We start from the raw sequence: 12305 nt of genomic DNA on the forward strand, positions 1-12305 counted from the left end.
CCGAATTAAATTCGGTTTTGAGGTAACTATTTCATCGATACTCAGCAGCCGTACAGCCTCAGGCGACGTCGCGCTTGATGCCGTCGAGGCCTTTCGGCATCGGGAACGTAACGGCTTCCTGCACGCCGTCAAGCGGGCGCACGCTCTTCACGCCGCACTCTTTCAAGCGGTCGATGACGGCCTGCACCAGCACCTCGGGCGCCGAGGCGCCAGCCGTGACACCCACGCGCAGCTTGCCTTCCAGCCACGCCGGGTCGATCTGCGAGGCATTGTCGACCATGTAGGCAGGCGTGCCCATCTTGTCTGCCACTTCGCGCAGGCGGTTCGAATTCGAGCTGTTCGGGCTGCCCACGACGATCACCACTTCCACCAGCGGCGCCATGAATTTCACGGCTTCCTGGCGGTTCGTGGTGGCGTAGCAAATGTCGCCTTTTTTCGGCTCGGCGATATTCGGATATTTCGCTTTCAAAGCCGCAATAATGTCGCTGGTGTCGTCAACTGACAACGTTGTTTGCGAAACATAGGCCAGGCTCTCCGGATTGGCGACCTGCAATTTCGCCACATCGTCGAGCGTTTCCACCAGATGCATGCCCATATCGGCCTGGCCCATCGTGCCCTCGACCTCGGGATGGCCATCGTGGCCGATCATGATGATCTCGCGGCCTTCGCGGCGCATCTTGCCCACTTCCATGTGCACCTTGGTGACCAGCGGGCAAGTCGCATCAAAAATGCTCAGGCCGCGCGATTCCGCCTCGGCACGCACGGCTTTCGACACGCCGTGGGCGGAAAACACGAGCGTATTGCCGGCAGGCACGTCATCGAGGTCGTCGATGAAAATGGCGCCCTTGTTGCGCAAATCGGCCACCACATAGGCGTTATGGACGATTTCATGGCGCACATAGATCGGTGCGCCAAATTGCTGCAAGGCGCGTTCGACGATTTCAATCGCCCGGTCGACGCCAGCGCAAAAACCGCGGGGCTGGGCCAGTAACAGTTCTTTATCCATCGCTACTCCTTACAGGACCGAAATGAGCTTGACTTCAAAACGCAGCGGCTGGCCGGCCAGCGGATGGTTGAAGTCGAACAGGGCCGAATCGTCACGCAATTCGCGCAGCACACCGGCAAAGCGGCCGCCGCCCGGCGCGGCGAAGTCGACCAGGTCGCCGATCTTGTAGTCGGCGCCCGGCACGGAGTTTTCGTCCAGGGTAGCGCGCGAGACGGACTGCACCAGCTCGGGATTGCGCTCGCCAAAGCCTTCGCCCGCCGCCAGCTCGAACGTCTGGTGCGTGCCTTCAGGCAAGCCCAGCAGACGCTGCTCGAGGAATGGCGCCAGTTGGCCCTGTCCCAGCATCAAGGTCGCGGGATTGCCGCTGAAGGTCGTGACAATGTCAGTACCGTCAACAGTAGCAAGACGATAATGCAGGGTGAGGTAAGCCGCTTCGGTGACGACTGCTGGTTGCTCGTTGGACATAGTAGTTTTCAAGTAACTGGTGCAAAACGATATTGTAAGCCACCCTGAGCCAGCGCGCCCCATGCCATCTCGGCGCGGCCATGCTTTTGTCAAAAAACATGACCGCGCGCCCTGTCACTTATCCGACGTTGACGTACACCAACTGGCCAGGCGTGCTCGCATGATTGCCGAAGCCCGAGCTGTCTTCCAGGTTGCCGTCGAGCTTCCAGCGCCCCACAGGCCGGTGCACGATGCCGTACTGGCCATAGTCATACACTTCCTTGGGCGTCAGCACGCGGTCGTACAGGATGACGTCCGACAACTGCCAGGCGGGCGTGCCCTGCTCCAGCGCATGCACGGGGTGGCCGATCACAAGGGGGGTGCCGGCGGCCTGCACGAATGGATTTGTCATCTTGTTGCTCTGGTACATCAGGAAATCATCGACGTACAGGCTGATGCTCCCGTCATGCTTGACAGTATAGGTGCAGCGAAACCAGCGGTTGGCAATATCCACCTGCAGGCCGTGGCCATGGCTATTGACGCCCGTACCAACACTGTTCCACATGGACAGGAACGTCTTGATATCCTGCTTGAACAGCGCCCATCCTTTCTTGTCCGCCTGATGCGCGACAAAAGCCTGCGCCTGACCAACGGTCGAGGAGAAAGCCTGCTGCCGGATACAATACGACAGTGAAAAATCCGCACTCTCGTAGCGCACGGACGAAGGCACGGTGAGCATCAGACCAGGCTGAAACTGCAAGGTCTTCGTCACGCCGAAGCAGTGCGTGGGCGGCGCCGGACGCATGGCATCTTCGCCGCGCAAGGCGTCCCAGACAGCCTTGCGTCCGTTGCTGTAGGCCGGCGTCTCGACCAGGTTCAGTCCGTCGTCCTCCATGGGTTTTCCCCCATTCCAGTCCCAATAGCATGCCAATTGCACGCCCGTACGGCGTATGGCGCTCAGCAACGCATGCAAGTTGTCTTGCCGTTCGGTATCTTGCAACGCCAGCTCCTGTTTTTTCGACAGGCAAAAGCTGCCAAGGTAATACGGCTTGCCCAAGGTATGTGCGGCACGCTGCATCACTTGCAGGTAAGAGAGCGAAGACGAGACGAAGTCGGCCGGCAAATCCGCGCTGTCACCCAAGGCGCTGCTCACATATTCATTACCCGGGAACAGGTTTTCACAAAGACAGTCGACCGGGTCCGGATTCACGAATGGCAGGGTTTCCGCAATATATTGCTGCAAGGAACCTTGACGAGGCGAAGTATGGGCAATGCCGGCATTACCGGAAGAAATCATGCGCGCCAGACCATCGTTGGCGCGCAGCAATTGCGCCGTCTCCTGGATGATTTCGCGGGTAGCAGTCAAGCTGATCCCGGTCACACCCATCAGTTCCTGTGCGGCCATCCAGGCGGCGATGCCGGCGTGGTTGCTGTAGTGCTGCGCAAAAGCCTGCGCAAAGGCACGCATGTAGCGGCGCGTTTTCGACTGTGGATTGACCAGTGCGACCCGCGCGGCCGCGGCCTGCTCGTCTTTTGTAGCGCCCGCAGCGCCCGCCTCTCCCACCAATTGCGGCACGGCGTAGGGATTCCAGAATGGGCAGGCAATGATGCCGATGCCATTGGCCAGCGCGCAATCGAGCAGCGCCGTTATGGCAAGCCAGTACGAATCTTTGATATTCACATCGGTTAGCGTGTTGTCGCTTGCGAACTTTGGCTCACCAACAACTTCGCCCCAGTTCCAATAGCCATCCTTGCCCTTGAAAGGCGCCAGCATCACCTGAAGGTACTTGAAGCCGTTGGCGGCAAGATACGGAAAATCGGTGCTGTAATCGGGATACTTCGGGTCCGGAGCGAGCGGTGCGGTAACGCTCCAGTTACGGTGTTCCAGATACGCATGCGCATTGAGGCCGATGCCGCTGACCTTGCCCGTGTTGACGCCGGCGGCGTTGAACTCTTGCATGACTCCATTGATAACTTTGATGTACGGCATGACTGCTCCTGTAAAACAAGTGGAAGACATTGAGTTCAGGGCCCTGACTCCCCGTCGTTGCAACTTACATGGAATGCAACGACAGGCAAATGATAGCGCCTGAAAATACCCGGGCCGGGCATCTTGGTTTTTTGTTTTTTTACCATGATCCGACATAAAGACGAGCTAGCGCAGCATGGTCGCCCGGGGAAGGCGCGACAATCATCGGCAGGCGCCACGACCAGCTGGGCGCGATGGGGAGGCAACATGGGCATCAAGGATTGGCCGGCCGGCGAACGGCCGCGCGAACGCCTGATCGAGGATGGCGCACAATCGCTGTCGGACGCTGAATTGCTGGCCGTCTTCCTGCGCACTGGCGTGCGCGGCAAAAGCGCCGTGGAGCTGGCGCGCGATACGGTCGAGCACTTCGGCTCCTTGCGGGGCCTGTTTGGCGCCAGCCTCGTGAGTTTTTCCGCCGTGCATGGCATGGGCAGCGCCAAGTTCGCCCAGTTGCAAGCCGTGCTGGAACTGGCGCGGCGCGCCATCATCGAGGACTTGCAGGCGGGCCAGGCCCTCAATTCACCGCACGCCGTCAAAGACTATTTACGCCTGACTCTGGGCAACCTGGCGCATGAAGCGTTTCACGTGTTGTTTTTGGACGTCAAGAACCGGCTGATCACGACCCAGGAAATGTTTCGCGGCACCCTCACCCACACCAGCGTGTATCCGCGCGAAGTGGTCAAGCAGGCACTGCTGCACAACGCGGCCAGCGTCATGCTGGCGCACAACCACCCATCCGGCACACCCGAGCCCAGCGAATCGGATCTGCTGCTGACGCGCGCGCTGGTGCAAGCCTTGTCGCTGGTGGATGTGCGCATCCTCGACCATTTCGTCGTAGCCGGGCGGCAAGTGCATTCGTTTGCGGAACATGGGCAAATCTAGGCCAGAGCCCGCTCCACCGCAGTTAACCATGTGTAAACAAGGACATACGTGACAAGGGCAGCAGGCTTGTCTAGCAGTAAACAGCGCTGTTTACCAGTGCTTTTCCCTATGAGGAAGGGTAAAAGTCAAATTGTTAAATTATTTCAATACAACATGACACAATTGTTTTTCGCAAGTCATTGATAAATCTGCTTATTTTGGATATACTCTCGTTTTTCCAATTTGGAATATCTTTAAGGAGTGCGCCATGGCACGTGTTTGCCAAGTCACTGGGAAGAAGCCGATGGTCGGCAACAATGTTTCCCATGCAAACAACAAAACCAAACGTCGTTTTTTGCCTAACTTGCAGAATCGTCGTATTTTTGTTGAATCTGAAAACCGCTGGGTCTCCCTGCGTTTGTCCAACGCCGGTCTGCGCGTCATCGATAAAGTCGGCATCGACGCCGTATTGGTCGATATGCGCGCTCGTGGCGAAAAAGTCTAATTAGCAGAATAAGGGAGCTATCATGGCAAAATCAGGCCGCGACAAAATCAAGTTAGAATCGACCGCCGGTACGGGTCACTTCTACACGACTACCAAAAACAAGCGTACGACGCCTGCGAAAATGGAGATCATGAAATTCGATCCTAAAGCACGCAAGCACGTAACGTACAAAGAAACCAAAATCAAGTAATTGATCTTGTGTTCTGTAAAAAGAGCCGCTCCGATGAGCGGTTTTTTTTCGCCCTGATTTTCAGCCGGCTCCCTCCCCTTTTGCCGGGACGAAAAAAAGGCCCTGGAATCCAGGGCCTTGATATGACACAACAACTGAATTATGCGTAGCTGCGCAGGCGCAACGAGAAATCCTGCAGCGACTTGATGCCCGACGCTTCGGCGCGCGTGCACCAGTCTTGCAGCTTTTGCAGCAATTGCTCGCGCGTAAAGTGCGAACGCTCCCAGATGGCGCCCAGCTCCACGCGCATGTGGTGCATGGTTTCCAGCGCCTTGCTGTGCTGGAACAGTTCCGACAACTGTTCGTGATGCGCATCGGCCAGTTTGCCCGGTTCGCGCTGCATCAGCTTGCGCGACGATTTCAGGAAGCGCTTTTCCAGCTCGGCCTTGTGCTTCAGGTGTTCCAGTTCTTCTTTCCAGGCATGCTTGATCGATTTCGCATACTTGGCCATCACGTCATAGCGGTTGGCGATGACGGACTGCAAGGTCTCGAAGTCCGCTTCCAGCTTGCCGTGCGAGAACTTCGGTTCCGGCGCCAGTTTTTTCACCTTGGCCAGGCCCAGCATTTCCAGCGCGCGGATATATGCCCAGCCGATATCGATTTCATACCATTTCGACGACAGCTTGGCCGACGTCGCATACGTATGATGGTTGTTGTGCAACTCTTCGCCGCCGATCAAAATGCCGAAGGGAATGATGTTGGTGGCCGCGTCGGCGCAGTCGTAGTTGCGGTAGCCCCAGTAGTGGCCGATGCCGTTGATGATGCCGGCCGCCGTGATCGGGATCCACATCATTTGCACGGCCCACACGGAAATGCCGATCACGCCGAACAGGGCGAAGTTCACGAAGAAAAGGATGACCACGCCCAACCAGCTGTATTTGGTGTACAGATTGCGCTCGATCCAGTCCGCCGGCGTACCGTGGCCGTACTTGGCCATGGTTTCCATGTTCTTCGATTCAGCGCGGTACAGCTCGGCGCCTTCCCAGAACACTTTCTTGATGCCGCGCGTCACGGGGCTGTGCGGATCTTCTTCCGTATCGCACTTGGCATGGTGCTTGCGGTGGATGGCGGCCCACTCCTTGGTGACCTGGCCCGTCGTCAGCCACAGCCAGAAACGGAAGAAATGGCTGGGCAGCGCATGCAATTCCAGCGCCCGGTGGGCCTGATGGCGGTGCAGGTAAATCGTGACGCTGGCGATCGTGATGTGGGTGACCACCATGGTGTACAGGAAAACTTGCCATGCGGACAGATCGGTAATGCCAGTTGCCATGAACTGCAAAACGTCGTGTAAAACGGAACTCAATGTCATTACTACTACTCCAAGTGGACAGGGCGTGCGCACGGTCGCTCCAGTGACTCTGGAGGTCCGGCAGAGTTAATTTTAGGCGTGATTGTACGCTCTAATGGGTGCTATCAGGCAAAATCGGAGGCAGGCAGCGAGGTTAAGGCTGGGTGCCGGATGGCGCGGACTCACCGTCTGCCGCGCTGGCGAGCGGGGCAGGAGGCGTACCAACAATACGCAATTCGCGTTGCGGAAACGGTACAGTGACCTTATGTTCCTGCAAGGTGCGCCAGATGGCGCGGTTCACATTCGACTTCACGCCGCCCGTGCCGTTTTCCGGATCCGCGATCCAGAAGCCGATCTGCACATCGAGGCCGTCGGCGCCGAAACGCACGAGGGTAGCCGATGGCGGATTGCTTTGCGACACACGCGGCACCTTGGCGGTCGCCTCTTCCAGCAAAGGGAAGATGACGTCCAGGTCCGTTTCGTAACCCACCGACACGGCCGTCGACAGCCAGACCATGCGGTTGCTCAGCGACATGTTCTGCACGCCGCCGGAAATCAGCATTTCATTGGGCACGATGGATTCAACCCCATCGCCACCCAATAACACAGTATAGCGCGTATTGATCTGCGTGACCTTGCCCGTAAATTGACCGACCGTGATCATGTCGCCGATGGTGAGGCTGCGGTCGAGCAGGATGATGAAACCGGAGACGAAGTTCGCGGCGATCTTTTGCAAGCCAAAGCCCAGCGCCACGCCGAAGGCGCCGCCAAACACGGACAGCACCGTCAGGTCGATGCCCACCAGCGACAGGCTGACCAGCACGGAAACAAGGATCAGCACGGCGCGGCCCATGCGCGACAGCACCACGCGCAAGGAGGTGTGCAGGCCCTGCATTTTCATCAGGCGCTCGTCGAGCGAAGTGCCGGCCCACATGGCCAGCACCAGCAGCACGGCCACGGAAATAGCGGCTTGCAAGATGGCAGCCACGGACACCTTGTTGCGTCCCAGCGGCACGACGATGCTTTCCAGGAAGGTATGCAGTTCCGGCCACAGGCCCGTGATGTACAGGGCCATGCCGGCCCATACAACGATCGTGAAGATCTTTTCCAGCAGCAACATGGTGGGGCTGATATCGCCATGGCGGGCAAAAATGCGGCGCAGCACGTAAAAACCGAAGCGCACCAGCGCCATCGACGTGCACAGGGGGATGGCGATGCTGAGCAGATTCACTGACTGGAACTTGGCCAGGAAATGCTGCGCAATGCCCAGCAGCATGGCCGCCAGCACGGGCGTCAGGATGCGGATAAAGCTATCGGTGCGCTGCAGGGTTTCCGGCGTGGCCGGCGTGGCGGCCGCCTCGGCCCGCTGGTGCAGGAACACGCGCAACTGCCGCACCAGCAGCCAGCTCAGGGCCAGGCAGGCAACGATGACCAGCGCCTGCCACAGGATGGCCGGTTGACGGAAATCGTCGACAAAGTCAGTGATCAGGTTGAGCAGCGGGGTTTCATTCATGGCGGATGGAATCTGGAAGGTGGTGCGGGAAAACAAACGGGCGGGGTGCCCACAGCCTGCGCCAGACTGGCTGGCGCAAGTGCATGGCCAGCGCTGCGATGCTGCAGCGATGGCCGGTGACAAACTTATTCGGCTGGCTCGGCGTCAACGTCGTCGGCCGGTTTTTCATCGGCGTAGACTTTTTTCGGCATGACCTTGCGCTCGAACACGGCGGCGAAGAAGCCGTCGGTCTGGTGCAAGTGCGGTAACAATTTCAGGTAGTCGCCCATTTCCAGCTCGATCTTCTGTTCGGCCAGCACCTTGTTCATCGGCACCAGGGTGAAGTCCGGATGGGCCGCCAGGAATTGCTCGGCGATAAAATCGTTTTCTTCGTTCAGGAAGCTGCAGGTGGCGTACACCAGACGGCCGCCGCCCTTGACGAGGCGTGCCGCGCCGGCCAGGATGGCTGCCTGCTTGGCTTGCAGCTCGACGATCGAGTTCGGCTGCTGGCGCCATTTCACGTCCGGATTGCGGCGCAGGGTACCCAGGCCGCTACATGGGGCATCGACCAGCACGCGGTCGATCTTGCCGGCCAGACGCTTGATCTTGGCATCGCGCTCATGCGCGATCTGCACCGGATGCACGTTCGACAGGCCGCTGCGGGCCATGCGCGGCTTCAGCTTGGCCAGACGCTTTTCCGACACGTCGAATGCGTACAAACGGCCCGTGTTGCGCATCAGTGCGCCCAATGCGAGCGTCTTGCCGCCCGCGCCGGCACAGAAATCGACGACCATTTCGCCGCGCTTGGCGCCGACGATTTGCGACAGGATCTGGCTGCCTTCATCTTGCACTTCGATGGCGCCGCTCTGGAACAATGGCAGGTTTTGCAACGATGGCTTCTTGATCACGCGCAAGCCCAGCGGCGCATATGGCGTCGGCGTGCTGAGGATCGGCGCTTCGGCCAGGGCCAGCATCACGTCGTCACGCGTGGCCTTGAGCGAGTTCACGCGCAAGTCCAGCGGCGCCGGCGCGTTCAGCGCATCGGCCAGCTTCATGGTTTCCGCTTCGCCGAACTGGGCGATCAGCTTGTCGAACAGCCAGGTCGGCATGTTGGCGCGCATGTTCGACGGCATCAGGCTGCGGTCGATCTGCGTGATGCGTTCCAGCCATTCCACTTCTTCTTCCGTCAGGCCACCCAGCGAATCGGCGCCCACCGCTTCGGCCAGGCCGAGGATGGTCAAACGGCGCATGGTCGGGCCACTGCCCGCTTCGGCGAAGTCCGTGAAGAACGATTTGTTGCGCAGCACGGCATAGATGCCTTCGGCAATGGCGCCGCGTTCGCGCGAACCGAGGCGCGGATGGTCGCGGAAATAGCGCGACAGAGTGGTGTCGGCCGGGGCCGTGAAACGTAAAATTTCGCGCAATACTTCTTCAGCATTGGCAAGTATCGCTGGTGGCAATCTCATTGTTATTCTTTCTGTAATATTTTATTGAGGGTCCACGCGGACCTGGCCATGCTCGACTGACAGTTTATCGTCAATGAACAGGCGGATGGCGCGCGGGTAAAGCAGATGTTCCTGTACCAGCACGCGCGCCGATAAGCTCTCTTCTGTGTCGCCTGGCAAGACGGGGACTTTCGCGCTTGCCACGGCCGGGCCATGATCGAGCTCGGCAGTCACGAAATGCACGGTCGCGCCGTGTTCCGTTACACGAGCCTCGAGCGCTTGGCGGTGTGTCGCCATGCCCGGGAACAACGGCAGCAGCGACGGGTGGATATTGAGCATGCGCCCCGCGTAATGCTCGACGAAGGGCGGCGTCAGGATGCGCATGAAACCGGCCAGCACGACCAGGTCGGGGGCAAAACCGTCGATCACGGCTTGCAGCGCCGCATCGAACTGTTCGCGGCTGGCATAATCCTTGTTGGCAACGACTGCGGTCGCTATCCCATGTTCCGCGGCAAAAACCAATCCCTGGGCATCGGCCCGGTTACTGATGACGGCGGCAATACGGGCTGGCCATTGCTCGGCTTGCGCCGCGCGTACGACCGCTTCCATGTTGCTGCCGCGTCCGGAAATGAGGATAACGATATTTTTCATAGCGCGCATTGTACCCGCTATGGCGATGCGAACCAAGAAAGGCCGGCGATATTGTTGCGCCGCAACATGATCGCACAACAAGCGCTTTCGCCGGACAATGCTGCCTGCCAAGCCGGAAAAAGGCTGATTTTACGCTATCACAACGTGAGTAAGTGTTTACTCGAACGAATAGAAGACGCGGAACGGGACTTTTTTCTCGGCCCAGTAGTCGGCCGCGTCGCGGAACACGTCGAGCAGGATCTCGCGCGCTTCCTTGTCGAATTTTTGCGTATTTGGCAATTGCTCGAGCACCACCAGGAAGCCTGTCTGCGTGCCCGCCTTGAACATGGTGTCCGTCAGGCACAGGCGCAGCGCATCGAAATTCTTCGCCAGGTTTTTCGGAAACAGGAATGCTTCTGCAATAATGCCGATGACTTGTTGTTTGGTCTGTCCAGCGTTGCAATGCGCATATAAAAAGTGCTGCCCGAGACGGATCGCCTCGTCTTGTAATTCGGTCACGCGAAAGGCACGGATGGACTGGACAAGGTTGGGCGGCACGGTTAGTAACAAACTCATTTTTCCCTCAAATCGACCTGTTATGTATGGATCTCTTCTAGCTGCTCTTCTTATTGCATCCCCGCACGCGGGTCAATGCGCACGCGGTGATTCGATCTGTATCAACTTTTATGCGATTCAGTGCGATTTTATATAAGCCATACGCGTATTAGGGTAACGTGTTGTCCTGCATGAATCAACCCGAATATGATGTCAAACGCAAGATTTGTTACAAACCGCTGGTTTCAAGTCATTTCAACATCTTGTATCGATTGAAAGTGCATGTTACAGACTGTGGGGCAAGGGACTTGGGCTGTTACATTTTGTTGCCAGCCGAAACACTTGTCCCGGTCTGGCGGGATTACTATAGTCCCAAGTTGTAAAAAATACCCTGAAAGATTCTCTAGATAACGAGGTTACAAATGAACTTGCAAGCCAAATTGATGATGTCAGCCCTTTGTATCGGTGCATTGCCACTCGCCCAGGCCGCCGACTTTGAAGATTTCGGCAAGGTCGTGCGCGTCGTGCCGCAAGTCGAACAGATCAACCGTCCACGCCAGGAATGCCGTACGGAATACGTGCAAGTCCAGGCGCCGCCGCAACAGCGCAGCGCTGGCGGCTCCATCGTCGGCGGTATCGCTGGCGCCCTGCTCGGTAGCCAGGTCGGTGGCGGCAATGGCCGCACGGCCGCCGCAGCCGCTGGCGCGATTGCCGGCGCCGTCGTCGGCGACCGTGTCGACAACCAGAACAATTACCAGGGTGGCATGCAGGAACAAGCCGTCAAGCAATGCCGCCAGGTCGACCACTGGGAATCGCGCAACAATGGCTACCAGGTCACCTACGACTACCGCGGCCGCAACTACACGAGCATCATGTCCTACGATCCGGGCGAGCGCATCCGACTGCGTGTATCGATCGAGCCCGCACAACAGTAAGAGTAGCAACCGGCCCATACCATGCCAGCCCCAGCGGCTGGCATTTTTTATGGCGCTCCGGCACGGGCTATAATGCGGCACACTTTCAGGCCGCCTTATGCTTATCAAACGAAAATCCATCGAACAAGTCGAATCCTCGCGCCCAGCGCGCAAGCCACGCTACGCCCCTGTCACCCTGTCGGAAATGGATGGCGTGCGCTATCTGCATTTCGGCACGGAATGGGTGCAGGGCGCCATGCGCATCCGCAAGCCGGACTGGCCGGAACTCGAATACGCGCAGCAGATGATGGCGTGGATGCTGTGGATCGAGCAGCCGCAGCGTATCGCCCAGCTGGGCCTGGGCACGGCCGCGCTGACCAAGTTCTGCTACCGCCAGTTCCCGCAGGCGCAAGTCGAGGCCATCGAACTGAATCCGTCCGTCATCACCATCTGCGAATCGATGTTCAAGCTGCCGCCCAACGACGAGCGCCTGCACGTGCGCGAGATGGATGCGCTCGACTACGTCAACGACGACGCCAATCACGGCACCCTGGACGCCCTGCAGGTGGACTTGTATGACGCCACGGCGCGCGGTCCTGTGCTCGATAGCGCCGATTTCTATACCGCCTGCTGCGCCTGCCTGGCGCCGCACGGCATCATGACCGTCAACCTGTTTGGCGACCATCCCAGCTACGCGAAAAACATCAAGGCGATGAAGTTTGCGTTTGAACAGGTGATCTGCCTGCCGGAAGTCCATGATGGGAACGTGGTGGCGATCGCGTTCAAGACGAAAGTGGCGCTCGATGCCGAAGCGCAAGCCGCTCTGCTCGAGCGCGCAAAGCAGATCGTCGCCGAGACCAAGCTGCCCGCCAAATCCTGGGTCAAGGGCATCGTCAGCACCCTGTAA

General features: G+C 58.6%; 13 protein-coding genes. 5 read left to right on the forward strand and 8 right to left on the reverse strand.

All coding sequences use genetic code 11. The annotated features are described in order from the left end of the window. Positions 1 to 58 precede the first annotated feature (58 nt). The 3 genes from ispH to KO538_RS05690 form a co-directional block, all read right to left on the reverse strand. The gene (gene ispH, locus KO538_RS05680; RefSeq protein WP_034747471.1) at positions 59 to 1006 is read right to left on the reverse strand and encodes a 4-hydroxy-3-methylbut-2-enyl diphosphate reductase; all 948 of its coding nucleotides are present in this window, start codon (positions 1004 to 1006) and stop codon (positions 59 to 61) included. 9 nt (positions 1007 to 1015) lie between these two features. Further along, a complete protein-coding gene (locus KO538_RS05685; protein WP_034747468.1) occupies positions 1016 to 1471 on the reverse strand; it encodes a peptidylprolyl isomerase in 456 nt (151 codons plus the stop codon). A 118-nt stretch (positions 1472 to 1589) separates the two neighbouring features. Further along, a complete protein-coding gene (locus KO538_RS05690) occupies positions 1590 to 3596 on the reverse strand; it encodes a LamG domain-containing protein (protein ID WP_219327665.1) in 2007 nt (668 codons plus the stop codon). A 90-nt stretch (positions 3597 to 3686) separates the two neighbouring features. On the opposite strand from KO538_RS05690, the gene radC reads away from it, so the two are divergent. The 3 genes from radC (at position 3687) to rpmG (ending at position 5035) form a co-directional block, all read left to right on the forward strand. Next, positions 3687 to 4361: a DNA repair protein RadC gene (radC, locus tag KO538_RS05695; RefSeq protein ID WP_070301434.1), complete on the forward strand. Its 675-nt coding sequence runs from the start codon at positions 3687 to 3689 to the stop codon at positions 4359 to 4361. 247 nt (positions 4362 to 4608) lie between these two features. Next, a complete protein-coding gene (gene rpmB, locus KO538_RS05700) occupies positions 4609 to 4845 on the forward strand; it encodes a 50S ribosomal protein L28 (RefSeq protein ID WP_010400928.1) in 237 nt (78 codons plus the stop codon). Positions 4846 to 4867: 22 nt separating this feature from the next. Beyond that, complete coding sequence (gene rpmG, locus KO538_RS05705) at positions 4868 to 5035, forward strand: 50S ribosomal protein L33 (RefSeq protein ID WP_010400929.1); 168 nt, start codon at positions 4868 to 4870, stop codon at positions 5033 to 5035. 139 nt (positions 5036 to 5174) lie between these two features. On the opposite strand, the gene KO538_RS05710 is transcribed toward rpmG, so the two are convergent. From KO538_RS05710 to KO538_RS05730, 5 genes are all read right to left on the reverse strand, one after another. Further along, a complete protein-coding gene (locus KO538_RS05710; RefSeq protein ID WP_374106827.1) occupies positions 5175 to 6344 on the reverse strand; it encodes a fatty acid desaturase in 1170 nt (389 codons plus the stop codon). A 172-nt stretch (positions 6345 to 6516) separates the two neighbouring features. After that, positions 6517 to 7875, reverse strand: coding sequence for a mechanosensitive ion channel family protein (locus KO538_RS05715; RefSeq protein ID WP_219327667.1), 1359 nt, complete (start codon positions 7873 to 7875; stop codon positions 6517 to 6519). 125 nt (positions 7876 to 8000) lie between these two features. Further along, positions 8001 to 9320 (reverse strand): RsmB/NOP family class I SAM-dependent RNA methyltransferase, encoded by a 1320-nt coding sequence (locus KO538_RS05720; protein ID WP_219327668.1) that lies wholly within the window; start codon positions 9318 to 9320, stop codon positions 8001 to 8003. Between the two features lie 21 nt (positions 9321 to 9341). Further along, positions 9342 to 9950, reverse strand: a complete 609-nt coding sequence (purN, locus tag KO538_RS05725; RefSeq protein ID WP_034747453.1) for a phosphoribosylglycinamide formyltransferase — start codon at positions 9948 to 9950, stop codon at positions 9342 to 9344. Positions 9951 to 10106: 156 nt separating this feature from the next. After that, a complete protein-coding gene (locus KO538_RS05730) occupies positions 10107 to 10505 on the reverse strand; it encodes a barstar family protein (RefSeq protein WP_034747450.1) in 399 nt (132 codons plus the stop codon). Between the two features lie 401 nt (positions 10506 to 10906). On the opposite strand from KO538_RS05730, the gene KO538_RS05735 reads away from it, so the two are divergent. Then, positions 10907 to 11419, forward strand: coding sequence for a glycine zipper 2TM domain-containing protein (locus tag KO538_RS05735; protein ID WP_034785134.1), 513 nt, complete (start codon positions 10907 to 10909; stop codon positions 11417 to 11419). Positions 11420 to 11516: 97 nt separating this feature from the next. After that, positions 11517 to 12305 (forward strand): spermidine synthase, encoded by a 789-nt coding sequence (locus KO538_RS05740; protein ID WP_034747444.1) that lies wholly within the window; start codon positions 11517 to 11519, stop codon positions 12303 to 12305.

Source organism: Janthinobacterium sp. NKUCC08_JDC, from assembly GCF_019345575.1.
GTDB classification, from domain to species: Bacteria; Pseudomonadota; Gammaproteobacteria; order Burkholderiales; family Burkholderiaceae_D; genus Janthinobacterium; species Janthinobacterium aestuarii.